Source organism: Algoriphagus oliviformis, from assembly GCF_017254915.1.
Classification (GTDB): domain Bacteria; phylum Bacteroidota; class Bacteroidia; order Cytophagales; family Cyclobacteriaceae; genus Algoriphagus; species Algoriphagus oliviformis.
The window spans coordinates 122,094-146,841 of sequence record NZ_JAFKCT010000011.1 but is presented as its reverse complement, the minus strand read 5'-3'; the positions used below and the strand labels follow the sequence as shown (position 1 = coordinate 146,841).

Sequence of the window (24,748 nt, the reverse complement as noted above, 5' to 3'; positions counted from 1 at the left end):
TGGACCACAACCGCTTAGGCCGTGCTCTCCAGTGTTCCACTCCCGCTTTTCAACTTTCCCCCGCGCCGTCCGCGTCGATTGGGAGTGCAAATATCCCCCTTTTTTCCTCCACAACAATACCCCGCACAAAAAAAAACACAACTTCCACGTAACTCCCTGGAAATGATCGGGGAAAAGTTTCACCCCACAAAAAAGCCCCAAGGAAACTTCTCCAAGGGGCCTATTTTCTTCCATTGCTCTACCTCACAAAACTGCCGAAAACCGGTCTAGGGCTTCGGACGCTTGAACAAGGGCACCGTACTACACGGTTCGCCAAACATCAAACTCTTGGCGCGGCTCTGCAACAAAGACACCAACCGGCCATAGGCAAAAAGCGGTATTGGAAACTTGGAACACCCCTTCACCACCACGGGACGGTCTTGGAATTCCTCCAAGTCCAGTCCAGAAAGCGCGGTCTCGGCAATATGTTGCTCCAGAGTATCCAAATTGCCCAACACATATCCCTTCGAAGTTCCCTCCAGGTAAGTGCACACGAGCATAAACGCCCAGGTAGGCACAATCGCGTCAGCGGTACAATCTACCGCGACCCATTTGCCACGATAGACCGACCAGTCCAATTCCTTCAAGGCTTGTCGGAAATCCTTTTCGCGCAGAATCAATTCCTGAAAGAGGAAAGGCTTCAGGTCAAACACCAGCCTCTCCTCCTGAGGATAAAACTCCTCCATATCCACCGAAAGGATGGCACTCGAAGCGACTCTATTGACTATTTCACTCATAGACTTAACAATGGATTTTTCTTGGAATGCAGCGCCTTGAACTCTTTGAGGTAGTTGGGAACGAAATAAGCCAAGTCCGCAAATTCGCCTCTCTGAAATTTCTGAAACGCCAGCCCTCCCATGTTTTCCGCAGAAAACGTCTTGTCGGTCAAAAACCTCGCGTTTTCATGCGCCACTACGGACTGGACTTTTTCTACCGCATCGCCTAGAAAGCAAACCCGATGGGCGTCCAGAAAGTTTTCAAAAGAGTTTTCTTCCAAAACCTCCGAATCCAAAGCCGCGACCGAGTCCAGCTTCTGATCAAAAACCTCCCTGTACACTTCCATCCTTCGGGCGTCTAGGACAGGGATGACCAGTTCGCCTTCTTCCAGCAAAACGGCACTTGCCAAAGCCTGCAAGGTATTCACTCCAATCAGCGGCTTGCCAAGACCAAAGGCCAAGCCCTTGGCGGTAGACACGCCGATCCTCAAGCCCGTGTAAGACCCCGGCCCCTCGGAGACCGCGATCGCATCCAGTCGGCTAAACTCGAGCCCAGTCTTCTGCAAAACCTCCTCCACCAACAGCATCAGCCGCTCGGCATGAGCGCCGCTTTCGTTGATTTCGGCAAGTGCCCGAAGACTGCCATCGCTATGGATCGCCACCGAGCAGATCGGCGTGGAAGTCTCTATGGAAAGGATATGCGTCATCTTACTTGGCGGAGGCCGTCAGGGTATTTGCGATCTTGGCAGGGTCGGCGAGATAGGATTTTGCCAGGTCAACGGCCGGATCCTGATCCAGTCCTGCCTCTATCATCCCTTCCTGAAAGTAATATCTCGACACGATTTCCTCGCTTAGGATCTTCTTCACCTCTTCACGGTGGGTATCGAGATCTTGCTCTTTACTATGGTTCACCTTTGCCTTGATGGCTTCTAGCTGTGCCTTGATCTCTCCGAAATACTCCTCCTTTTCAGCATATTTCTCCAAATCCTGGACAGACTTCTCCACATAGGTGGTGTAGTCGTACTCTTTTCCGACCAAAAACTTCTTAAACTCCTCGTAGTCCTGATCAGTGACTGTAAAGGTCATCGGCTCCGAGATGGACTTGTGCTTGTAGAAGTATTGCGTGGCAAAATCAAAAATATGGTTTCCAGCCACCAAGGTATAGGAGATCGGCGCATAGCTCACTTCCTCCACCAAGGCATCAGGCTCGATACCAGCTCCGTCCAGCACCTTTCTTCCGTTTGCAGTCTTGAAGACCTTCCTCAGGGAATCCGGCACAGAGGTGATTTCCCCGTTTTCGCGAGTCTGCGCGTAGTCAATCGCCTGGATGCAGCGTCCGCTCGGGATGTAGTACTTTGCCGTCGTTATTTTTACCTGCGCATTGTAGGTCAATGGGATAGTGGTCTGCACCAGCCCTTTCCCAAAGGACTTTCTACCAACCAACACGGCACGGTCATAGTCCTGCAATGCGCCGGCGACAATCTCCGCGGCAGAGGCACTGCGCTCGTTGATCAGCACAACGATGGGAATATCCTTGTCCACCGGGGTTTTGGTGGTTTTGTAGTTGTAGTTCACGTTTTGAAGCTTGCCTATGGTCTTCACCACATCCTTTCCTTTCGGGATGAAAAGGTTGACGATCTCTACCGCCTCGCTGACCAGTCCACCTGGATTGTCCCTCAAGTCCAAAATAAGCCTATCCGCACCACGGGATTTCAGGTTCACCAGCGCATTTCTCACTTCGGCGGAGGCATTGGTGGTAAAATCAGCCAACTTGATGTAGCCCGTCTTATCGTCAAGCTTGCCATAAAACGGCACATTCTTCAGAGAGATCTTCTTTCTGACCAGGGAAAAGTCCAGGGTGTCCTTGTCCCGCAGCACCTTCACCTTCAAGGGTGTGTTCGGGGGGCCTTTCAATAGGTCGGAAACCTCCGAAGTAGCCTTGCCCACCACATCCACGGAGTCGATTTTCAGGATGTAGTCCGCGATCTTTAGCCCGGCGAGCTGTGCGGGAAAACCCGTGTAAGGCATCAAGACCATATTCCCTTCGCCCCGATTGCCGATCAGCGCTCCCACGCCGGCATATTCACCCGTGGTTAGCATACGAAAATCATCCGACTCCTCCTCGGGGATGTATTCGGTGTAGGGATCCAGCTCCTCGAGCATCGCATTGATCCCGATGGTGACCAGCTTGTCCGGATCGATCTCGTCCACGTAGTAGGAGTCCAGCTCCCGCACCAGCGTGGCAAAGATGTCTATGTTTTTGGCCAGGGCAAAAAGCTTGTCGTTTTTCACCTGAAAGGCAAAAACTCCCGAGCACAACAGCAGGATCAACGGAATGTAAACAGCCGGTTTTTTCAGTTTTTCAATCATGGGAAAGTGGGTTTGGAGCGGTCTCCTGGGAAAGTTTGGTCAGTGCCTGCACCATTTTGGGTTCGAGCTCGGCAAAGGACATTTCAGCCTTTCCAACAAATATAAAGCCCAGGATGATTCCATCAGGAGGCAATATATGCTTATTGAGCCGATATGCCTCCTTCAGGCGGCGCTTGATGAAGTTTCGGCCATTGGCCCGTTTGATCTTCTTTTTCGATACGGAAAAAAGCACTTGGTTGGCCTGCCCCGACAGGTCAATTTTCCTCAAAAAAATTACTTTGAAGGGGTACAAAAAAAAAGAGGAACCTTCGTTAAAAAGTTCCTTGATTAACTTCTCGGCATGAAGCCGTTCAGATTTCGGAAGTCGATAATTCATTGCAAGGACTGTACTCGTATGTGAACATACGAAAAGCAGTGCAAAGAATTACTTCTTCAATGTCTTTTCAGAAGATACAGTCAGCTTGTGTCTTCCTTTTGCTCTTCTGGCTCTCAGTACTCTTCTGCCGTTGGCAGTCGCCATTCTCTCTCTGAAGCCGTGCTTGTTTTTTCTCTTTCTATTAGAAGGCTGGAATGTTCTTTTCATGATCGAATATCTTTATCTAATTGCTTTCTGGACTTTCCGTTTTGGTATTGACCCCAAAAAGGACTGCAAAGATATGCACCATTTTATTAAATACAAATCACCCTCCTACATTTGTTTTGAGACTCAGTAAGAAAAGCATGATTTACTACCAGATTTCCTGTCCCTACCCCACTTCCCAGTTTGTCCAAATCAGACTGAGCCTGGAGCCGATCGACGAAAGTCCCGTTTTGCTTCAGCTCCCCGCCTGGAGAGCGGGCCGCTACCAGCTGGCAAATTATGCCCAAAATATCCGGGGCTTCCGGGTTTTTGATAAAAAAAACAGAAAGGTCGGTTTCCGAAAAACCAGCAAAGACCGCTGGGAGATTTTCCCCGAAGGCTCTGGCCAAATACAGATCGACTATCAATACTGGGCGGGAAAAATGGACGCGGGAAGCGCCTGGGCTGACGACGAGCAGATCTATCTCAATCTGGTCAACTGCTGCTTTGACGTCATGGGGAGAAGCGATGAGAAAATAGAAGTAGCGCTAGACCTGCCCGGTTTCCCTGAGCAGATCAGCACATTGATCCCGGTTTCGGATTCCGTTTGGGCCGCGACAAACTTCCAGATGTTGGCTGACTCGACGATTTTAGCTGCGAAAAAGCTCAGCCATTGGGACTATCAGGCAGGGGGCACCAGGTTTCACATCTGGATCCAGGGCGAAATCCATTTTGACAAAACCCTTTTGATCGAGCGGTTTGTTGCTTTCAGCAAAAGAATGATCGAAGACTTTGGAGAGTTTCCCGAGCCGGAGTACCTGTTCATCTTTCAGCTCCTGCCCTATCCCCACTATCATGGCGTCGAACATAGGCGCGGCACGGTCATCACGTTTGGCCCAGCCGAAAAACTGGCAGAGCCGGCGGAAATGGAAGAACTGCTGGGTGTAAGCTGCCACGAGCTGTATCATGCCTGGAATGTCTGCCGCATCCGTCCCAAAGAACTGCTGCCCTACGACTTTTCGAAAGAAACCTACACCCAAGCGGGACTGGTGCTGGAGGGAGTGACCACCTACATGGGCGACCTCTATCTGCTCAAATCGGGGGTGTACGAGCTGGACACTTACCTGCGACATTTTGAAAAGATCGTCAACCGAGAGGCGCTACACCAAGGCTGGAAAAACTACAACATTCTTGAATCGTCCTTTGACCTCTGGCTGGACGGCTACACGCCAGGCATCCCGGACCGAAAGGTGAACATCTACTCGCGAGGTGCGCTGCTTGCCTTCTGCATAGACATGTTGCTGACCAAAAATGGGAGCTCCCTAGCCCAAGTGATGAATAGGATGTGGGACAGCTATGGCAAACCCTCGATCGGCTATGAGCTCAGCGACTTCGAAAATGTGATTTTCGGGGAGATTGCGGAGCAAAGCGAAATACGGAGATTCTTCGCTGGCTTTGTACACGGATACGCCGATCTCTTTGGGAAGCTTGCAGGTTTTTTCGCAGAAGTCGGGATCGAAATGTCCGAAAAGCACGGCGAAGACTGGCTGCTGCACCAAAAGGGAATCCGAACCGACGCCGAAGGAGTGGTCGTCCAACTGCATCCGGATGCAGCTGCCTTTTCCCAACTGATGAAAAACGACCGAATCCTTAACTGGCCTGTCGAAAGACCGAAAGACCAGTCCGATATAGAACTCCAAGTGGATCGGCTTGGCCGCTCGCTGACAATCCATCTTTCCTCAGAAATAGGCCCCTACTATCCCAGCTACTCCCTCCGCAGTGTCAAGGAAACCGAGTGGTTCCGGAAATGGAAGACATGAAAAAAGGCCTCCACTGCTGGAGGCCTTTGGTGATCTTGGTGTCCACTATCACTGAAAATCAGCATCAGTCAGGGACTGATTGAAGCGCAGCGAGACGATTTTAGCCTCCAGCGGTATGGGAAGCATGGGATTTTTGATGGTCAAAAGCATCGGAAACTTTATGCCATCGACCTCCTGGTAGTCGGAGTAGAACACATCCCCAGAGTTTCCCGAGCTGGACTTCAGCTTCAAGCCGCTCTCCACGGAATAGTATTCGTTGATGACCATCCCCTCAGGCGAGGTCACCTCCAGCTTGTGCACCTGCGTGCCCTCCATGTCTTCGAGCCCCACATAGACGGATTTGAAACCGATCTCTTCATAGTACAGCTCTGGAATGAGGAAAGTCTGTGAGTTGAGCATTCCGGCCGCAGACTCAGGCAGCTCCTGGGTTTGGCCCATCATCATCATTTGGCCCTTGCCATCCACCAGCACGGTCTTTTGCATCACATTGCCACCCACAGCCATAGACTGCATCAGACGGGAATTTTCCGCGTCGGAGATCGTCTTGATCTCGATCACCTGTCCTTGGAAGCTTGCCTCCGCGGTCATGGTGGCATTCTTGATGTTTTTGATTTTGTCCACGCCGCCCAGCGCCTCGAGGTATTTGGCCACGACGGTCGCCACGTCATTTTTGACGACTGCACGATGCTCGGCAGGAGTCGGGACTTTTTCAGCTTGGATCTGGGTAGAAAGCCCCAGTCCCAGCAGGCCCAGCAATGCGATTGATCTGATTTTCATAAGGTTTGTTTTCAAGTATAAAAAAGGAGGGGTGATCCCCTCCTCTCGGGTCAATTGATGTCCTCAGCCGTGATCGGCACGTTCAGCTCGAGGGCAGTGACTTTTGCCTCCAAAGGGACAGGAATAGCCGGAGACTTGATGGTCCAAGCCATCGGAAGCAGCACCCCATCCTTGGGCTGGTAGTCAGAATAGAAGGTGTCGCCGGAGGCCGGATTTTCATATTTAACCTTCAGCCCAGAGTCCTGCGCGTAATAGTTGATCAGCTTGGCGCCTGATGGGGCGGAGATGATCACCTTGTAGGCGGGAGTTCCCTCCACGTCCTTCAGGCCGTCAAAGGTGAGTGTGTAGCCTTTTTCCTGATAGATTGCCTCTGGGAAAAGATAGGAATTCAGCATGACGGCCTCCAGCTGCTCGCCGGCCAGATCCATCTGTTGGCCCTGGGCGGATACCGCGGCCTTGCCGTCTGCCAAAGTGGTCTTCTGCATCACGTTGCCGCCGACGGAAAGCTTCTGGCCATAGCGCCCGTTTTGCGGATCGTAGGCAAAGGCGATGTTCAGCGCCGTTCCCATCACGTTCGCATCCATCGAGATTTTGGCCGTCTTGATTGCTTTGACTTTGTCCACACCTCCAATAGCTGCCAAGTAGGCATCCAGAACTTTCTCAGCCGTCATGTCGGCATCGGCAACCAGCTCCTTGGCGGGCTGGCCCATATTGTCATACATCGTGACTTCGCCGAATTGGGCCAGCTTTTCCTTGATCTCCGCGCCATTTCCGACGGTGGTGATGATAAACTTGTCCGGCTCGATGAGACGCTTTGCCGTGGCGTTGATATCCTCCACGGTGTAGGAATTGAGCTTTTGCAAATAGGTCTCGTAGTAGTCCTTGGGCAGCTTGTAGCGGTCAATGTTCAGCGCAAACTGAGCCACGGTGCTCGGCTGCTCCAGCGAGCGCCCGAAGCTTCCGGACAGTTCGGCTTTCGCCTTGGCCAGTTCGTCTTCGGTGACGCCGTTTTCCACCAGGTTTTGGATCTCATGGATAAACTCGTACACCGCCGAGTCGGTCACTTCAGTCCGAACAGAAGCGTTGGCAGAGATCGTCGCCACGAGCTTGTCAGCTCCGATGGAAGAATAGGCGCCGTAGGTGTATCCTTTGTCTTCGCGCAGGTTCATGAAAAGACGGGAAGAGGAGCCTCCCCCCAAGACCTGGTTGAGCAAGCGGCTGGAGATATAGTCCGGATCGCCGATTTTCATCTGCACTGGCTGGGTCAAATTGATGACCGACTGCACGGAGGAACTTCTATCCACCAAGGCCACGGCCCTTTTGGAGGCGCGCTGCGGCATGGGATAAGTAAACTTTGGCACTTCGCCTTTGGTCCAGCTGCCAAAGTACTGCTTCACCACTTTTTCGGCCTCGGCCTTGTCCATGTCGCCGACGATGGCGAGGTAGGCGACATTTGGCTTGAAGTAGGTCGAATAGTACGCTTTGATGTCCTCGACAGTGATGTTGTTGATGGTCTCTTCGGTCTCGATCTCTCCGTAGGGGTGCTTGTCGCCATAGAGGACGGTGGCAGCCAGTCTGGAAGAGATGGCATTTGGATTGTCCTTGCTCTGGGCCAGGCCGGTGAGGGATTGCTTCTTCAGCTTGTCCAGCTCTTCCTGCGGAAAAACGGGATTGTAAAGCACGTCCGCCATCAGTTCGAGGATTTTTGCCTGGTGCTTCTTCAGAGAGGAAGCAAAGACCGAGGTGGAAGATGCGCTCAGGCTGGCCCCGATGAAATCGACCTCCAGGTCAAGCTGGTCTTTTGTGCGGTTTTTGGTCCCGCCCATCATCATCTCGCCGACGAAGCTGGTCATGCCCGCCTTATCTCCTTCGAGAATAGGATCCCTTTCCAACACCAAGGTGAAAGAGACGCGGGGCAGCTTGGTGTTTTTCACCACGAAAACTTTCAGGCCATTTTCCAGGGTAAAAGTCTCCGCCTCTCCGATCTTGATCTCGGGAGCAGGCCCAGAGGCTGGCAGCTTGCTTCGGTCTACCTGGGCCATCAAGCCGACTGTGACCAAAAGCGTCAATACAAATGATATCGCTAGTTTTTTCATTTCTTTAGATCAATAAGGTCAAACAATTATTCGGTGGTGGGCTGGGATGATTTTGGCAGGTAGTACAGCACAACGCGGCCGTCTAAGCTGAGGTACTCTTTGGCTACCCGCTGGATATCCGCCTTGGTCACCTGGGAAAACTTGTCCATTACCTGGTTGATGTAGTTGGTGTTGCCGTAGATCACGCTAGCCTCGGCGAGGTTTTCGGCGATACCGGCCATGGTGGAGTTGCTGCTGACGATGTCGTTTTCCATCTGGTTTTTCAGCTTGGTAAACTCGTCATCCGTGATTCCCTGATCCTGCACCTGCTTGATCAGGCGATCCACCTCTGTCTCGAGGTCTTTTGGCTCCACGCCCATGTTGGTGATGCCGTACATGATAAATATCCCGCCGTCCTCAAGCTCAAGCGGAATCGCAGCCACGACCAAAGCCTTTTGCTGCTTGTCCACCAGCTCTTTAGTCATCAGCGAAGAGTTCCCCCCGGTGAGGTAGGTGGAAAGCATCGAGAGCGCATAGCTGTCCGGATGGTTGCGCGGCGGCAAGTTGTAGGCCTGGATCACCGCCGGGATCTGGATGTTGTCGTAGATGATGTCGCGGATCTCGGTCATCTTCTTAGGCTCCTCCACGTCGGGACGATAGATTTCCTTGGTGCCTTTGGGGATTTCGGTGAAATACTTTTTCACCATGGCCTCGGTCTCCGCATAGTCTATGTCACCAGCGATGGTCAGGGTGGCGTTGTTTGGCACGTAGAAATCCTTGTAAAACTGCTGAAACTCCTCGATGGTCGCGGCGTTCAGGTGGTCCATGGATCCAATCGGCGCCCACTGGTAAGGATGGGTGCTATACGCGCGTACCAAGGTTTCCGGCAAGATGGTGCCGTAGGGCTGGTTTTCGTAGCGCTGTCTCCGCTCCTCCTTCACCACTTCCCGCTGGGTTTCCACGCCGGTCTGGTCGACCTTGGAGTGCAGCATGCGCTCGCTCTCCATGTACAGGGCCAGCTCCAGCTCATTGGAGGGCAGCAGCTCGTAGTAGTAGGTGATGTCGTTGGAAGTGTAGGCATTGAGCGTACCTCCACGGCCTTGGATGATGTTCATGTATTGGCCGCGATCGATGTTTTCCGAGCCCTCAAACATCAAGTGCTCGAAGAAGTGGGCAAAACCCGTACGCTCGGGGTTTTCGTTTTTTGACCCGACGTGATACAAGACCGAAGTCACCACGATGGGAGTCGAATTGTCCTGATGCATGATCACATGCAGTCCATTGTCCAGGGTAAATTCCCTGAAGTCAATCTTATTCTGGGCAAATGTGGGCAAGGTCAGCAGTCCCAGCATGCACCCGACTAGGGTAGTTTTTTTCATGGTAAAAAGATGGGGTTAGATCCAAACAAGTCGTTGTTCATTTGAAATAAACAGGTTTTTTAACGGATAGGTTAGAAAGTTAAGCAGATTGTCGAAAAAGCCAGTTAAATCTTCCTAAAGCTGCGCGGTATAGCCCGAAAAGAAAAAAAGCTGCCCGAAAGTGGACAGCCTTGGAGGATTAGGGATTGAGACGGGCCAGGATTTCCTTGGCCTCGTGCCATTTGAGCCGCGGCCCAAACTGGCTTACGATTTTCGAACTTGCCATCGAGGCCAGCTTGCCGCTGGAGGCATAGCTGTGCCCGTTGGTGATACCATAGAGGAAAGCTCCCGCAAACATGTCCCCTGCTCCGTTGCTGTCTATCGCGGTGGTTTGGTAAGGTTCGATATCGATGAAGGTATCCCCGTCAAAGATCATCGCGCCGTTTTTGCCCAAGGTGATCACGAAGTGCTTGGCATACTTCTTCATTTCCTCCCGCGCTTCTGCCAAGGTTTCTTTTCCCGTGAAAAGCATGGCTTCCTCCTCGTTGGCAAAGAGCAAATCGATACCCGATCCGATCACGTCGTCAAAGTTGGCCTTGAAATATTTCACCATCGCGGGATCCGAAAAGGTCAAGGCGACTTTCGTTCCGGCCGCTTCGGCCACCTGCTTGGCGTGGACCATTGCCTCTTTGCCGTTGGGTGAAGTCACCAGGTACCCTTCGATAAAGAGGTATTTCGAGTCGCCGATAGCGGCATCATGGATGTCTTTGGTCGAGAAGTTTTGGGTGATGCCCAGGAAGGTGTTCATCGTACGCTCGGAGTCCTCGGTCACCATCACGAGGCACTTACCGGTCACTCCAGCCTCCAGGGCCTCTTTTTTCAAGGCAATGTCCACCCCCGAGTCGATCAGATCCTGGAGGTAAAAGTGCCCCAGCTCGTCATCGGCCACGCGGAAGTTGTAGAAGGACTTTCCCCCAAACTGGCTCACCGCCACGATGGAATTGGCAGCCGAGCCACCCGCCTGCTTCTTGGCTTCGGCGGTGTTGATCACGGCCATCAGGGAGTTTTGCCGCTCCTCGTCGACGAGGGTCATGAGTCCTTTCTCGACTCCGTTGTCCGAGAAAAACTGGTCTTTTACTTTAAACTCGATATCTACGAGGGCATTGCCGATGCCGGTTACGTCGTATTTCATATTGGAAGATTGTAAAATTTCAAAATTGGAAGATTGGGAGGTTGAGTTGGAAAGTGGTAAAGTGGAAAGGTTGTAAGGTTGGATGTCCGGTGACCGGTGTCAGGCTGAGCGGAGTCGAAGTCTTTTCCACTTAAATCCTCGAACCTCCAGACTCTCGTCTGTAGGGTGCTCGGACTGACACAGACGTTCGATCAGTCCGAGGCCTCGTAAATCGTATTTCTAAAATCGTAAATCAATCGAAAATACGGTGTCTTTCAAACGGCTTTGTGCGATCAAACAAATACCTATAAGTGTGATGCGTCTTGTAGATTTCGGCTAGAAGCTGCTCGCAGACGCGCATCATCTTCGGGTTGAAGTCCCCGATCCAGTTCATCTCGATGGTCTTGTACTGGAAGTCCGCCTTGCCGCTCATTTTGTCGTAGCTGATGATCATGGCGCTCTCCACGCCCTTGCCCTGGTGCTCCGGCACCACGCCAAAGACCAGCCCCAGCATCTTGTTGGGCGGGGAGAAGGTTTTGTACCAAAGGAACTTCAGCTTGCCGATCAGGTCCATCTTGCCGTTCACGTGCTTGAAGATCTGGTTGATCTCCGGGATCTGGATGAAAAAGCCCACGGGCTCATCTTTGTGAAAAGCAAAGTAGATCAGCCGCTCGTCGATGATGGGCTTCATCTTGCCAAACATCATCTGGGCTTCCTTCAGCGCGATGGACTTGCCCATGTGCCGCGCCCAGGCCTTGTTGTACACCGTCATGAAGTACTCCGGCGCCTTCTCCTGCAATTCTTTCCCCTTGATATAGCGAAAGGAATACTCCGGATTGGCCATGATCTGGTTGGCGCGCTGGATCATCTTCTCGTCAAAGCCGAGATTCTGCACCGGACGCATGTAGGTAAACTGCTTGAAATAGAGCTGGAAGCCGTAGTCTTCGAAAAACTTCTGGTAGTAGCCGAAGTTCCAAGGCATGTTATAGTTCGGCTCGGAGAATCCGTCCACCAGCAGTCCCCACCACTTGTCCCGCTCGCCAAAGTTGATCGGGCCGTCCATGGCTTCCATGCCTTCGCTCTCAAGCCAGGCCTTGGCGGTGTCAAAGAGCAGGAACGCCGCCTTTTGGTCATTGATGCATTCGAAAAAGCCCAAACCGCCGGTAGGCTGTTTTTCTTTCATTTTGGGATTGATGAAGGCGGCTACGCGACCGATGGTCTTTCCCTTTTCGTCCTCCAAGAGCCAGCGCTTGGCTTTGGCCCCGTTACGGAAGAGCTTGTTGGTCTCCTTGTGAAAAAGCCCCTCGATGTCCGCATCCAGAGGCCTGATCCAGTTGGTTTCGTTCTTATAGAGCCGCACCGCCATCTCGATAAATTCCCGTTGATGGGCAGGTGTGGTGACTTCGATCAGCTTCATTCGGGTGATTTTAGTCGGCTAAAATACGGGAAGTGGGGGAAAGGGCAAAAAAGTGAATTAACTGGCGCTGTCCTGCTTCGCCAGAAGCTGGACTAAAAAGAATATAAAACCAAATCCAAATGATCAATTTTCTCACAACCATAATGCAACCTCCAACCATACAGAACCAGAGCGAGGTATGTTGTCCTGCTTCTCCAGAAGCAGGATCGAGCAGCTCAATAAACCTCAACCTTCACCAATCCTTTCTTACCCGAATAATCCCTGGCAGAGCTAAACAAATATTCTTCCGGCTCCTCCACAACCATCGCTTCGACGGGATTGCGGTGGATGTAGTGAAGCTTCTGCTCAAAAAAAACAGCCGACTCCACCCACACTGCATGCAGGCCATCGTTCCAAAACTTGTAATTGCTTATCCTACTTTGACTTGCCCCTCTTTCTCTGAAAATCTTCAAAATCCATTTGGCCCGGGACTCAATGGATTCCTTTTCCATACTACCCAAAATCTTCCGGGCGGTAAACTTCTTGAAATCCTGAATGGTATCGCTTAGTCGAAATGCTTCTTTTGACCGGCAAAGCAAATGAAGATGGTTGGACATCAAGCACCAGGCAAATATCTCCAGCCCCTTCCTTTCCACACAGAAGTTCAAGCTGTCGACTACTTCCATTTTGTATTCTCTTCGCGTAAAAATATCAACCCACTCGACAATGGTCAGTGTCAAAAAATAGACAGCGTTTTGGTCAGAAACTTGAAAAGGTCTCATGTTCAAAAAAGTGATTCCCAAATATACAAATCAGAATGCTGCTTCTCCCGAAGCAGCATAAAGCAGCATAGCCCCCTGAACGTTGTCCTGCTTCTCCAGAAGCTGGAAAGTCATTTAATCGACGCTGTCCTGCTTCTGGAGAAGCAAGACAGCCCCTAGTCACACTTTACCCTTCTCAACTTCCAGATGCAGGATCAAAAACAAAAAATGCTGCTTCTGGAGAAGCAGCATTACCTGAAATTTTATCCCTCTACCTCCGCATACAGATCAAACTCCGTGGCCTCGGTGACCTTGGCATGGACAAAGTCGCCTACACGGCAGTAGTGCTTGGAGGCGTCGATCAGGACTTCATTGTCCACCTCCACGGAGTCAAACTCGGTCCGGCCTACGAAGTGTCCGCCTTCCTTCTTGTCGATGAGCACCTTGAAGGTTTTGCCGACTTTCTCCTGGTTTAGATCGTAGCTGATCTGCTCCTGGATCTCCATTAGCTGGTTGGCGCGGTCTTGCTTTTCCTCCTGAGACAGGCTGTCCTCCATGGAGTAGGCATGCGTGTTTTCCTCATGGGAATAGGTAAACACACCCAGTCGCTCAAACTTCATCCGCTCCACGAAGTCCACCATCTCCTGGAATTCCCTTTCTCCCTCACCCGGATGGCCGGCGATCAGGGTCGTACGGATGGCGATCTCGGGAATCATGTCCCGGATGCTGTGGATGAGTTCCTCCTGCTTTTCGCGGGTAGTCCCCCTTCTCATCGTCTTCAGGACGGAAGTGGAGCCGTGCTGCAGGGGAATATCCAGGTATTTGCAAATATTCGGACGGTCTTTCATGACCTGGATCACGTCCATAGGAAAGCCGGTCGGATAGGCGTAGTGCAGACGGATCCAATCGATCCCCTCCACGTCAGCGAGTCTGTCCATGAGCTCGGCGAGGTTTCTTTTTTTATACAGATCTAGTCCGTAGTAGGTCGAATCTTGAGCGATCAGGAGCAGTTCTTTCGTTCCGTTGGCGGCCTTGTGCTGGGCCTCTTTCACCAGCTCCTCGATAGGCCGGGAGATATGGCCGCCGCGCATGATCGGAATGGCGCAGAAAGAACAGGGTCTATCGCAACCCTCTGAGATCTTCATATACGCATAGTGCGCGGAGTGCGTCAGTAGGCGCTCCCCTACCAGCTCATGCTTGTAGTCTGCTTTGAATTTCTTCAAGATCGCCGGCAAATCCCGAGTGCCAAAGAAGGCATCCACTTGGGGGATTTCCTTTTCCAAATCGTCCTTGTAGCGCTGCGAAAGACAGCCGGTCACGTACACCTTGTCCACCAAGCCCTGCTCCTTGGCATCGACGTATTGGAGGATGGTGTCGATGGACTCCTGCTTGGCGTTGTCGATGAAGCCGCAGGTGTTGATGATGATGATGTTGTTGTCCTGGGCGCTGGACTCGTGGCTGGCGTTGATGCCGTTGCCTTTCAGCTGGGTCAGCAGCACTTCGGAATCCACGAGGTTTTTGGAGCAACCCATGGTGATGATATTGACCTTGTCTTTCTTTAACGTTCTCGCTTTCACAGGCTTTGATTGGATTTGGGAGTGCAAAGGTAGGGAAAAATGAGTTGGAAAGTTAAGAAAGTTGGAAAGTTGCAAGGGTAGGCATCGACAACCTTGCGACTTTCCAACCTTCCCACCTTTCAACCCCAGCCCTTAACACAAGCGTAAAACAAGCTTAATCCAAAGTGTCGTTTCAACGAAATCCATTTGCCTAATTTTGAATCGTACAGCAAATACTTTTTAACTCCTTGCATTTATTTTTTGCCCCCGATGCGAATCGGGGTGCACTGCAGGGGAGGGGGACAAATGCCAGATGACCGGTGTCGGATGGCGGGTAAAAAAAGCACTTCTACCGCCCTCCCCTCATCCAAAACCATTTTGCCAAATTCCACCCATCCTGTACCTTGGAGAGGAAATCATGCCCCATGGACTTCACCGCCCCCAACGCCCAAGCGCTCACCTTCGACCGAAAAAACCACAGCGACGACACGCTTCTGGCGCTGTACGAATCGCTGCTGATTCCCCGGCGAATTGAGGAGAAAATGCTGATCCTGCTCCGCCAAGGAAGGATTTCCAAGTGGTTTAGCGGCTGGGGACAGGAGGCCATCTCCATCGGCGCGGTCAATGCCCTCGAAGCGGATGAGTTCATCCTTCCCATGCACCGCAACCTGGGGATTTTTACCGGCAGAGGAATTCCGTTGGAGAGGCTGTTCGCACAGTTCCAGGGCAAAAAATCCGGCTTCACCAAAGGGCGCGACCGCTCCTTTCACTTCGGAAGTATGGCCCACCATATCGTGGGAATGATCTCCCATCTCGGGCCACAACTGGCGATTGCAGACGGGATCGCACTTGCGGACAAGCTTTCTGGGGAAAAGAAAGTGACGCTGGTCTTCTCCGGTGACGGAGCGAGTTCCGAGGGGGATTTTCACGAAGGGCTCAACGTCGCGGCAGTCTGGAAGCTTCCGGTGATCTTCGTCGTCGAGCACAATGGCTACGGCCTCTCCACTCCCAGCGAAGAGCAGTTTGCTTTCCGGCATTTCACCGAAAAAGGCCCCGGCTACGGCATGGAGTCCATCCGAATCCAGGGCAACAACGTGCTGGAAGTCTATGATGCAATTCTAAGTTTGGCGAAAGACATCCGGGAAAACCCCAGACCAATCTTGGTCGAGGCCATTACCTTCCGCATGCGTGGTCATGAGGAAGCCTCCGGAACCAAGTACGTTCCCAAGCCCCTGATGGAAGAATGGGCGAAACTCGATCCCGTCGAAAATTATGAGCTCTATCTGGAGGAAATCGGCGTTTTGGACGAAAAAACCAAAAACAGCGTCAACTCCAAAGTCAAACAAGCGATCAACGAGGCCTTGGAAATTGCCTTTGCCGAAGAGGCCATTGCCGCCAATCTGGACAAGGAACTACGAGACGTGTACGCGCCTTTTTCCCAAAAAACCATAGAACCTACCGGCCCAAGTACGGAAAAACGCTTTGTCGATGCGATCAGCGATGGACTGAGACAATCCATGGAGCGGTTCCCAAATTTGGTTTTGATGGGTCAGGACATTGGGGAATATGGCGGCGTATTCAAAATCACCGATGGCTTCAAGGACCGGTTTGGTGCGGATCGGGTGCGGAACACGCCGCTTTGTGAAAGCGCGATCATCGGCGCCGCGCTCGGTCTTTCGCTCAAAGGCTACAAAGCCATGGTCGAGATGCAGTTTGCCGACTTTGTCACCATGGGCTTTAACCAGATCGTGAACAACCTTGCCAAGATCCACTACCGCTGGGGCCAGCCTGCCGATGTGGTCATCCGCATGCCTACCGGTGCCGGGACAGCGGCTGGGCCCTTCCACTCCCAATCCAACGAGGCTTGGTTTTTCCATACCCCCGGCCTGAAAATCGTCTATCCTTCCAACCCCGCGGATGCCAAAGGGCTGCTCAATGCCGCCCTGGAAGACCCGAACCCCTACCTCTACTTTGAGCACAAACTGCTCTACCGCTCCATCACCGGCCCGGTGCCGGATAGCTACTACACTGTAGAAGTTGGAAAAGCGGCATTGGTTCAAGAAGGAACGCAGGCTTCCATCATTACCTATGGCATGGGCGTTCATTGGGCGAAAAAGGCCGTAGAGGAAATGGACATTTCTGTCGACATTCTCGACCTGCGAACGCTTCTGCCTTGGGATCAGGAGGCGGTCGCAGAGACGGTGAGGAAGACCGGAAAAGTCATTTTTCTACAAGAAGACACGCTCACCGGAGGAATCGGTGCGGAGATCTGCGCATGGATTTCCGAGCATTGCTTTCAGTATCTGGATGCGCCCGTGATGCGGGTCGGCAGTCTGGATACGCCGGTTCCTTTCGCCCCTAATCTGGAAAGGCAGTTTTTGCCGGAGGCTAGGTTTAGGGAAAAGCTGAGGGAATTGGTCGAGTATTAAAGGAAAGTCCCGTTGGAAAGTGGTAAAGTCGGAAGGTTGTAAAGTTTTGGGAACCCAAGGCATTGTCCCCTTTTTACCGCCAGCCGCTTCAGAACTCCGTAAATCTTAAATCAAAAATCAAAAATGCTTATCAGACCGCTAGCCAAAGTCGAACTTCCAAAAGTCCAATCCATCGCCCACCGGACTTGGCCAGATACTTTCGGGAAAATCCTCAGCCCAGAGCAGATCCGCTATATGCTGGAGATGATGTACGACCTCGCTGTGCTGGAGTCTCAGTGGGACAAAGGACATACTTTTTTGCTAGCAGAGGAAAATGGAAGCGAACTGGGCTTTGCGGGATTTGAATTGAATTATTCGGGAACTCCGAAGGCAAAACTGCACAAGATCTACCTTTTGCCGGAGGCCCAAGGCAAAGGAGCAGGCAAAGCACTCCTCTTGGACGTCGCAGAGCGGGCGCGAAAAGCCAAGCAAGCCAGTCTCCTGCTCAATGTCAACAAATACAACCAGAAGGCGATTGAGTTCTATGGCCGCATCGGCTTTGTAGAGATCTACACCGAAGTGATCGACATCGGCAGCGGCTACGTGATGGACGATGTGGTGATGGAGCTGGGCCTTTGAAAACCTTTGAGGTTTTTTCAACCTCGAAGGTTTCATTCCAGTCAAGCCTTCGAGGTCTTTGAGACCTCAAAGGCTACGCAGCACCGTCTCCCACAGCACCAAGCCATGTGCCGGGGCAGTGGGCACCTGAGCCCAATCGCCCTCGGGGCTTGCCAATCGATCTTGGATCTCCTGGGGGGAAAAAGCCCAAACGGCAGACACCATTTTCCGCACCTGATGGTACAGAAAACCTGTCCCGGTCACTTCGAAACAGTAAACTTTTTCCGGAAAAAAGCCTTCGACAAAGTCGTCGCTTAGATAGACTTTCGCCTCCAAAACCTCCCGGACAAAGTCCGTCTTGTTTGGCGTGACTTTGCAAAACGCCCTGAAATCATGCTTCCCCACGAAAGCTGAGGCGCTTTCCTGCATACTTTCCAAAGCCTGAAAACCATCCACCTGCGTGATATAGGCGGAGGCAAAAGGATGGAAGTTTTCCGCGGAAGCGAAAAAGTAGCGGTAGGTTTTTCGCTCCACGAACTGGATCAGATTGAAGTCCCTAGCGACCTCCTGGACAGAACCGAGGTGGATTTCCCCGGATAGGTTTTGGTTCAGACTTGGTAGCAAGGCCCCCAAATCCACTTTTTCCCGCAGGAAAATCTGGACAAAACCCCGGCGGCAATTCACTCCCGAATCCGTCCGGCTGGAGCCGATGATGCGAAAGTCGTCATGTCCCAGCACATAGCCCAACACCCGCTCTAGCTTGCCCTCGACGGTGGGCTGGCCTTTTTGCTTGGCCCAGCCCTTGAAGCGGGCGCCGTAGTAGCTCAGGGAAAACAGATAGGAATAAGGTCTTGAAAGCATAGTCGAACAAGGGACAAACTTAGAAAACCGACGCGACTCTTTGAAACCCTTCCTGCTTTCTCTAACTTCCGTAAAACCCAAATCCAACAACTTATGAAGGCGATTTTGAGTATAGGGATGCTTTTTGCGAGTTTTTGCGCGGTAGCGCAGACCATTCCAAGCAAGGACGTACAGATCAAACTGGCGACTTTGGCCGCACCTGAAGACCAGCGCGCGGAGGCCACGGTCTATGCCTCGGACGGCACGCTCCTGCGCCAAGGCAGCAACCAAACCGTCTGCCTCGCCGACGACCCCAGCCGGGAAGGGTTGAGCGTGTCCTGCTACCACAGCAGCGCGCAGCCATTTATGGAGCGGGGTTGGGAGCTGCGAAAAGAGGGCAAGAGCGCACAGGAGATTTTTGACATCCGCGAGGCCGAGGCCAAGGCCAAAACCCTTCAGCTACCCGATCACGGCAGTACGCTTTTTGCGCTGATCGCCGATGAAAAAGACGTGAACTGGGAGACGGGAGAGGCAACCAACACCTACACCCGATCCGTGGTCTATATCCCCTGGGCGACGGTGGAGAGCACCGGCCTTCCCCTTGGCCCTCCTGCTCCCGGGCTGCCCTGGATCATGGATCCGGGCACGCATCGGGCGCATATCATGATCAATCCGCCGAGGAATTAAACCGGAATTTGAGGTTCGAGATTTGAAATTATGGAAACTGAAATAGCGTTCGTTGAAAACAGGATGATCGTCTCAAAAAAGGGGGAGACAGTAATTCTGGATGTGAGGAAGATTTCCACTAGGCTCTTTAAAGCGACAGCGGAAGAACGCAATTTGTATGAAAACTCACCTTCGGGCTATGGAGTACATTGGCCGCTGATTGATGAGGATTTATCTTTAGAATCGATTTTCAAAACTATTGATGAATAGCTTTTCAGAAATAAAAACCCGGCTTTCAGCCAGCAAGCAGGAGCTTTTCAAAAAGTACCCTATCAAGTCTTTGGCGATTTTTGGTTCCTATGCCAGAAATGAACAAGGCGCAAACAGCGATTTGGACCTGATGGTAGAGTTTAAAACCCGAGTGGGTTCCGAATTTATCGAGCTTGGGGATGAGCTGGAAGAGCTACTTGGGATCAAAGTGGACTTGGTTTCCAGAAATGGAATCAAGGAACGGTATTTTGAGAAACTAGAACAGGACCTGGTCTATGTCTAAGCGGGACATTGGGCTATTGCTTTTGGACATGAAGGAGTCGGCGGAAAAAATCCTTCGGTACACGGCTGGCCAGGACTTCCAAGATTTTTTGAACGACGAAAAAACCATTGACGCCGTAGTCAGGAACTTTGAGATAATCGGAGAGGCCTCCATTCGGATCGACGAGGATTTCAAACATGACAATCCCCAAATCGAATGGAAAAAACTAAGAGGTTTTAGAAATAGAATTGTGCATGACTATTTCGGAATCGACTATGAAATCGTCTGGTCAATCATTCAAGACGATATAGAAGAGTTAGTATTCCAACTGTCTAATCTTTTAAAAAATGGGTAGAAAGAAAAACAATTCTGTAAGCCTTATTAAACTGCAAGTGAAACCGTCAGGCATTTTCCTTCTTTTATTTTTTTCTTTCGTCACCACTACAACACTGTTTGCTTACGACTGCCTTAGAATAAGGAACTTAAAAAAAGCCCAAAAAGAGGAATTCCTTTTTAATGACCTGATTTTTATCGGTGAAACAATCTCCATCAATTCCGATGGTTCCTACAAGCTCAAAGTAATTGAAATCCTGAAAGGATCTCTGGATGATTCTACGGTAGTCGGTGGCATTCAAGACAATTACATGGCAATAATACCCTTTGAAATTGGTGAGACTTGGTTGGTTTATACAGTTAAAAATCAAGACGGAACCATAACCATCCCTGACTGCGGGCTTTCTAGGAGTACCAGATTTCCTTTCTATTTTGGCTCTCCGCATGCGCCTCCACCACCGCCACCCTTGGATCACGCACTTCCAATTTTTAAAACGGAAATACTTTGGCTTAAATATCAAAAAAGAGCTTTGAAAGAATTACAGCGAGAGGTTGAAAGGATAAGAAAATGGGTAAAAAGGGACGAAGAAGTCTAAGACGTTAATTTTAGCATTATAAAAATGGACATCCTTGAACCTGAAGCATTCCTCTAAACCAAAAAACCACCCCATTCCTGAGGTGGTTTGTTAGCCTATAGCGGGAAATTTATCCCAAAATCCCCGCAGCCAATTAAACAGATTTCAATCTTGATTCCATAAGCTCAGGATTTTGATTGGTGTTAAAAACCGCCAAAACATTGACAGATTTTTCAACTACAACATAAAGCATCAAAAAAGGGAAATGCTTCAGAGGACATCCTCGAATACGCTCAAAAAATCTTATCTGAAATCCCTCAGGAGAATTGAGTACGGTTTTTTCGGCATACTTGAGCTCACTCAAAAAATACTTTCCCAAAACTTCACTGATGTTTTTATAGTACCTGAACGCTACTCGAACATCTTTTTGAGCCTGATCGGAATAGCTAATCGACCAAGGCATTACTCTTTTTCAAGTTTTGAAATCATTTCATCCCAAGTGCCAAATTTCATTTTTCCGGAATCAAACAATTCCAGCCTCCTCTTTAGATCAGCTTGTTGTCCGGCAGTTAGATCATACGTAGACTCGTCAAACTCATTGACAACAGAATACAAAATCTTCAATAATTTGGTGTCAGCAGAATCGACCACATGATGAAGTTTTTCTTTAAGAATCGAATTTTCCATGACTTGAAAGTTTCTTGAATTTAATCCATTCTACGGAAATCTTCAGCTTGTAAAAAAAAACCACCCCATTCCTGAGGTGGTTTTTTTTGATGAAATTCGAGATAGCAAGTCTCGAACAGCTATTTTTTACAAAAGCTAGTTTACCCCAAAATCTTGGCAGCTAGCCAATCTCCCACTTGGGAAGTTTTGTAGGCAGTACCGCCTTCGGCGATATCTTCGGTCACATAGCCTTCTGCCAAGGACAGGTTGACCACGTCGGTGATCGCCTGAGCTTCGGCTTTCAGTCCAAACGCATAGTCAAACATCATCGCCGCGGACAGCACCGTTCCGAGTGGATTGGCGATGTCTTTTCCGGCAGCCTGCGGATAGGAACCGTGGATAGGTTCGAATAGCTTCACTTTGGAACCCAAAGATGCAGAAGGCATCAAGCCCATGGAACCGGAAATCACAGAAGCCTCGTCAGTAAGGATGTCGCCAAAGAGGTTTTCGGTGATCAAGACATCATAAGCCTTTGGCCACTGGATCAAGCGCATCGCTACGGCATCCACAAACTCGTACTCCACCTTCACGTCTGGATACTCAGGAGCCAATTCCTGTACGGTCTCTCTCCAAAGTCTGGACGTCGCCATCACGTTGGCTTTGTCCACGCAGGTCAGGAGCTTTCTTCTGCCCTGAGCGGCTTCGAAGCCCATTCTGGCCAGGCGGACAATCTCTTCTTTGGTGTAAACATTGGTATCAAAAGCCTTGGTGCCTTGCTCGTTTCTGCCTCTTGGCTCGCCGAAATACACACCTCCGGTCAGTTCTCGGAAGAACACGAAGTCCGCCCCGTCCACGCGATCCAGCTTCAGCGGAGACTTATGCACCAAAGAAGGGAAAGTGAAGGTTGGTCGCACGTTGGCAAACAAGCCCAACTTCTGGCGCATTCTCAGCAGGCCTTGCTCTGGACGAACTTTGGCTTTGGGGTCGTTGTCGAATTTTGGGTGACCGATGGCCCCGAAAAGCACCGCATCTGCCGCCGCACAGATCTCGTGGGTAGCGTCTGGATAGGGATCGCCTACCGCATCGATGGCGCAGGCACCTACCATTCCTTCTTTATAGGAGATTTGGTGTCCAAATTTCTTTCCGATGGCATCCACGACTTTCACAGCCTGAGCCACTACTTCTGGGCCTATGCCGTCACCCGGCAACAGCGCGATATTCATTTCCATAGTAAGTGGATTCTTCTTTTTCTGGGTTGTAACTGATTGAATCGATGATGTTGAGCATTTTTTCGGTGGCCATCATCGCAGCCACCGTTTGGTCTGGATCCAGACCTTTGGTTTTGAAAATCTTGCCATAGTCCCAGGTGATGACCGTTTCCACAAAGGCATCGGTCTTGCCACCCGGAGGAATGGACACGTGATAGTCCGTGAGTTTAGGAAGCTCCTTGCCCAGCGTGCGGTAGATTTTTTTCAGGGCCTTCATGAAAGAATCGTACTGGCCGTCACCGGTGGCGATCTCGTCATAGAATTTCCCATGGATATTCATCCGCAGCTGCACGACCGGTTTCAGCCCCTTGGAATGGGTCATGTGATAGCCTTCGATCTGGATGTTTCGCGTGATGGAGTTGTTTTGCAGGACATCGGAGATGATATAGGGCAAATCCTCCGTGGTCACACGCTCCTTTTTGTCCCCAAGCTCAATGATGCGCTGAGTCACGCGGGCGAGCTCGTCTTTCTCCAGGGAAATCCCAAGCTCCTCGAGGTTCTTGAGGATATTGGCTTTGCCAGAGGTCTTTCCAAGGGCGTATTTCCGCTGACGGCCAAATCGCTCCGGCATCAGATCGTTGAAATACAGGTTCTTTTTGTTGTCTCCGTCGGCGTGGATGCCGGCTGTCTGGGTAAAGACATTTTCGCCCACCACCGGCTTGTTTGCCGGGATGTGCTGTCCGGAAAACTGCTCCACCAGCTTCGAAACCCGGAAAATCTTTTGCTCCTGAATGCCAATCTCCAGATCGGTAAAGTCCTTGATCACCGCCACGACTGACTCCAGCGGGGCATTTCCAGCCCGCTCTCCCAATCCATTCACCGTAGTGTGAAGCCCTGATGCTCCGTGGAGCACGGCTTCCATCACGTTGGCGACGGAGAGGTCGTAGTCATTGTGCGCGTGAAAATCGAAGTGGACTCCAGGGTAAAGTGCGACGATCTGCTCAAAATAGGCACGGGTCTCGTCTGGAGAAAGCAAACCCAAGGTATCCGGAAGCATGACGCGCTTCACCGGCTCTTTGCTGAGAAAGTCGATCAGGCTCAGCGTGTACTCAGGGGAATTGCGCATGCCGTTAGACCAGTCCTCCAAGTAGACATTGACCTCCACCCCTTTTTCTCGGGCGTAGGCAATGCTTCTCTGGATGTCTGAGAAATGCTGCTCGGGAGTCTTCTTGAGCTGGTGGATGAGATGGTTGTGGGAGCCTTTGGTCAGGAGGTTGAGCACTTTGGCACCCGCCTCCACGATCCAGTCGACCGACACCGGCGTATCCACAAAGCCCAAAACCTCCACGCGATCCAAATAGCCTTTTTGGGCAGCCCATTGGGCGATTTTCTGCACACCTTCCAATTCACCTTCGGAGACCCGAGCCGAAGCCACTTCTATCCGATCCACTTTGAGTTCTTCCAGAAGAAGCTTGGCAATCTGGAGTTTTTCCGAAGGCAAAAAGGAAACGCCCGAGGTCTGTTCGCCATCCCTCAGAGTCGTATCCATGATTTCTATGCGCCGTTTTTTCAAACCCTTGGAGGGTTGGCTCATTTGACTACTTTTTGCCTCCATTTGAGCGTATTTTATCTGTTAGCGGCAAAAGCCTCTATTTCAGATGACATGTTGAGCAGGTAGTCGATGTCGTCAAACCCGTTCTTCATGTTGCTTTTCTTGTATTCGTTGATGTCGAAGGACTCCGACTCGCCGGTGGACAGCAAAGTGATCTTCTGCTCAGGCAGGCTCACTTCGATTTCTGTCTTGGGGTCTGCCGTGATCGCCGCGAAAAGCTTGTCCGCAAACTCGGCAGAGACCGTCACCGGCAGCACGCCGATGTTCAGGCAGTTGTTTTTGAAGATGTCTGCGAAAAAGCTGGACACCACGCAGCGGAATCCATAATCGTAGATCGCCCACACAGCGTGCTCGCGGCTGGAGCCTGAGCCAAAGTTTTTGCCAGCAACGAGGATTTTGCCGGAGTACGTGTCGTCATTGAGGACAAAATCCTGTTTCGGGTTGCCCTCTACGTCGTATCTCCAGTCGCGAAACAGGTTGTCGCCAAAGCCTTCGCGCTCGGTGGCCTTCAGGAATCGAGCCGGGATGATCTGGTCGGTGTCCACGTTTTCGGTCGGCAGTGGCACTGCCGTATCGCGTAGGACGGTGAATTTATCGTAAGCCATAGTGTTTCAGTAGTTAGTTAGTTGTTATTGGTTATTGGCAACCCGAGTGTGGAAGTAGGATATCAAATCCCATCTAACCTCGAATAA

Annotated in this window: 26 protein-coding genes; 8 read left to right on the top strand and 18 right to left on the bottom strand. The window is 51.1% G+C overall.

Translation table 11 applies throughout. The annotated features are described in order from the left end of the window. Positions 1-266 precede the first annotated feature (266 nt). Genes J0A68_RS20445 through rpmH form a run of 5 tightly spaced genes read right to left on the bottom strand, consistent with a single transcriptional unit; the run spans position 267 to position 3,708 of the window. Positions 267-776 (bottom strand): DUF2480 family protein, encoded by a 510-nt coding sequence (locus tag J0A68_RS20445; protein ID WP_206580107.1) that lies wholly within the window; start codon positions 774-776, stop codon positions 267-269. Further along, positions 773-1,462, bottom strand: coding sequence for a tRNA (adenosine(37)-N6)-threonylcarbamoyltransferase complex dimerization subunit type 1 TsaB (tsaB, locus tag J0A68_RS20440; RefSeq protein WP_206580106.1), 690 nt, complete (start codon positions 1,460-1,462; stop codon positions 773-775). Before tsaB ends, J0A68_RS20445 begins: the two co-directional genes overlap by 4 nt. Position 1,463: 1 nt before the next feature. Then, complete coding sequence (locus J0A68_RS20435) at positions 1,464-3,125, bottom strand: S41 family peptidase (RefSeq protein ID WP_206580105.1); 1,662 nt, start codon at positions 3,123-3,125, stop codon at positions 1,464-1,466. Continuing rightward, positions 3,118-3,501: a ribonuclease P protein component gene (gene rnpA, locus J0A68_RS20430; RefSeq protein ID WP_206580104.1), complete on the bottom strand. Its 384-nt coding sequence runs from the start codon at positions 3,499-3,501 to the stop codon at positions 3,118-3,120. The genes J0A68_RS20435 and rnpA overlap by 8 nt, the downstream gene beginning before the upstream one ends. 48 nt (positions 3,502-3,549) lie before the next feature. After that, positions 3,550-3,708 carry a 50S ribosomal protein L34 gene (gene rpmH, locus J0A68_RS20425; protein ID WP_077346283.1) on the bottom strand — a complete coding sequence of 53 codons (159 nt, stop codon included), beginning with the start codon at positions 3,706-3,708 and terminating at the stop codon, positions 3,550-3,552. Positions 3,709-3,845: 137 nt separating this feature from the next. On the opposite strand from rpmH, the gene J0A68_RS20420 reads away from it, so the two are divergent. Next, entirely contained in the window at positions 3,846-5,504 is a 1,659-nt protein-coding gene (locus J0A68_RS20420) for a M61 family metallopeptidase (protein ID WP_206580103.1), read from the top strand. A gap of 48 nt (positions 5,505-5,552) precedes the next feature. Here J0A68_RS20420 and J0A68_RS20415 read toward each other — a convergent pair whose 3' ends face one another. The 7 genes from J0A68_RS20415 to rimO form a co-directional block, all read right to left on the bottom strand. Further along, positions 5,553-6,281, bottom strand: a complete 729-nt coding sequence (locus J0A68_RS20415; RefSeq protein ID WP_236025690.1) for a LolA-like protein — start codon at positions 6,279-6,281, stop codon at positions 5,553-5,555. Positions 6,282-6,331: 50 nt separating this feature from the next. Then, positions 6,332-8,377, bottom strand: coding sequence for a M16 family metallopeptidase (locus tag J0A68_RS20410; protein ID WP_206580102.1), 2,046 nt, complete (start codon positions 8,375-8,377; stop codon positions 6,332-6,334). Between the two features lie 26 nt (positions 8,378-8,403). Continuing rightward, positions 8,404-9,735 (bottom strand): M16 family metallopeptidase, encoded by a 1,332-nt coding sequence (locus tag J0A68_RS20405; RefSeq protein WP_206580101.1) that lies wholly within the window; start codon positions 9,733-9,735, stop codon positions 8,404-8,406. Between the two features lie 178 nt (positions 9,736-9,913). Next, complete coding sequence (locus tag J0A68_RS20400; protein ID WP_206580100.1) at positions 9,914-10,906, bottom strand: adenosine kinase; 993 nt, start codon at positions 10,904-10,906, stop codon at positions 9,914-9,916. 232 nt (positions 10,907-11,138) lie between these two features. Then, entirely contained in the window at positions 11,139-12,302 is a 1,164-nt protein-coding gene (locus J0A68_RS20395; protein WP_206580099.1) for a hypothetical protein, read from the bottom strand. 215 nt (positions 12,303-12,517) lie between these two features. Further along, a complete protein-coding gene (locus tag J0A68_RS20390) occupies positions 12,518-13,063 on the bottom strand; it encodes an REP-associated tyrosine transposase (RefSeq protein ID WP_206580098.1) in 546 nt (181 codons plus the stop codon). A gap of 242 nt (positions 13,064-13,305) precedes the next feature. Next, entirely contained in the window at positions 13,306-14,619 is a 1,314-nt protein-coding gene (gene rimO / locus J0A68_RS20385; RefSeq protein ID WP_206580097.1) for a 30S ribosomal protein S12 methylthiotransferase RimO, read from the bottom strand. A 404-nt stretch (positions 14,620-15,023) separates the two neighbouring features. On the opposite strand from rimO, the gene J0A68_RS20380 reads away from it, so the two are divergent. Both J0A68_RS20380 and J0A68_RS20375 read left to right on the top strand, forming a co-directional pair. Beyond that, a complete protein-coding gene (locus tag J0A68_RS20380; RefSeq protein WP_206580096.1) occupies positions 15,024-17,027 on the top strand; it encodes an alpha-ketoacid dehydrogenase subunit alpha/beta in 2,004 nt (667 codons plus the stop codon). Between the two features lie 123 nt (positions 17,028-17,150). Next, positions 17,151-17,645, top strand: coding sequence for a GNAT family N-acetyltransferase (locus tag J0A68_RS20375; RefSeq protein ID WP_206580095.1), 495 nt, complete (start codon positions 17,151-17,153; stop codon positions 17,643-17,645). 66 nt (positions 17,646-17,711) lie between these two features. Here J0A68_RS20375 and J0A68_RS20370 read toward each other — a convergent pair whose 3' ends face one another. Further along, positions 17,712-18,485 (bottom strand): pseudouridine synthase family protein, encoded by a 774-nt coding sequence (locus J0A68_RS20370; protein WP_206580094.1) that lies wholly within the window; start codon positions 18,483-18,485, stop codon positions 17,712-17,714. 93 nt (positions 18,486-18,578) lie between these two features. On the opposite strand from J0A68_RS20370, the gene J0A68_RS20365 reads away from it, so the two are divergent. From J0A68_RS20365 to J0A68_RS20345, 5 genes are read left to right on the top strand one after another with little or no spacing between them, the layout of a single operon-like run. Beyond that, positions 18,579-19,151, top strand: coding sequence for a hypothetical protein (locus J0A68_RS20365; RefSeq protein ID WP_206580093.1), 573 nt, complete (start codon positions 18,579-18,581; stop codon positions 19,149-19,151). Positions 19,152-19,181: 30 nt separating this feature from the next. Beyond that, positions 19,182-19,400 carry a DUF2442 domain-containing protein gene (locus J0A68_RS20360; RefSeq protein ID WP_206580092.1) on the top strand — a complete coding sequence of 73 codons (219 nt, stop codon included), beginning with the start codon at positions 19,182-19,184 and terminating at the stop codon, positions 19,398-19,400. Further along, positions 19,393-19,683 carry a nucleotidyltransferase family protein gene (locus tag J0A68_RS20355; protein WP_206580091.1) on the top strand — a complete coding sequence of 97 codons (291 nt, stop codon included), beginning with the start codon at positions 19,393-19,395 and terminating at the stop codon, positions 19,681-19,683. The genes J0A68_RS20360 and J0A68_RS20355 overlap by 8 nt, the downstream gene beginning before the upstream one ends. Further along, positions 19,676-20,017, top strand: coding sequence for a HepT-like ribonuclease domain-containing protein (locus J0A68_RS20350; protein ID WP_206580090.1), 342 nt, complete (start codon positions 19,676-19,678; stop codon positions 20,015-20,017). Before J0A68_RS20355 ends, J0A68_RS20350 begins: the two co-directional genes overlap by 8 nt. After that, positions 20,010-20,591, top strand: a complete 582-nt coding sequence (locus tag J0A68_RS20345) for a hypothetical protein (RefSeq protein ID WP_206580089.1) — start codon at positions 20,010-20,012, stop codon at positions 20,589-20,591. The genes J0A68_RS20350 and J0A68_RS20345 overlap by 8 nt, the downstream gene beginning before the upstream one ends. Before the next feature lie 133 nt (positions 20,592-20,724). Here the strand turns inward: J0A68_RS20345 and J0A68_RS20340 are convergent, their stop codons facing one another. The 5 genes from J0A68_RS20340 to leuD form a co-directional block, all read right to left on the bottom strand. After that, the gene (locus J0A68_RS20340) at positions 20,725-21,033 is read right to left on the bottom strand and encodes a type II toxin-antitoxin system RelE/ParE family toxin (RefSeq protein WP_206580088.1); all 309 of its coding nucleotides are present in this window, start codon (positions 21,031-21,033) and stop codon (positions 20,725-20,727) included. After that, positions 21,033-21,257 carry a hypothetical protein gene (locus tag J0A68_RS20335; protein ID WP_206580087.1) on the bottom strand — a complete coding sequence of 75 codons (225 nt, stop codon included), beginning with the start codon at positions 21,255-21,257 and terminating at the stop codon, positions 21,033-21,035. Before J0A68_RS20335 ends, J0A68_RS20340 begins: the two co-directional genes overlap by 1 nt. A gap of 140 nt (positions 21,258-21,397) precedes the next feature. Next, entirely contained in the window at positions 21,398-22,465 is a 1,068-nt protein-coding gene (gene leuB / locus J0A68_RS20330; RefSeq protein ID WP_206580086.1) for a 3-isopropylmalate dehydrogenase, read from the bottom strand. Continuing rightward, entirely contained in the window at positions 22,434-23,993 is a 1,560-nt protein-coding gene (locus tag J0A68_RS20325) for a hydroxymethylglutaryl-CoA lyase-like TIM-barrel protein (protein ID WP_206580085.1), read from the bottom strand. The genes leuB and J0A68_RS20325 overlap by 32 nt, the downstream gene beginning before the upstream one ends. 77 nt (positions 23,994-24,070) lie before the next feature. Next, positions 24,071-24,661, bottom strand: coding sequence for a 3-isopropylmalate dehydratase small subunit (gene leuD / locus J0A68_RS20320; RefSeq protein WP_206580084.1), 591 nt, complete (start codon positions 24,659-24,661; stop codon positions 24,071-24,073). Positions 24,662-24,748: the final 87 nt, after the last annotated feature.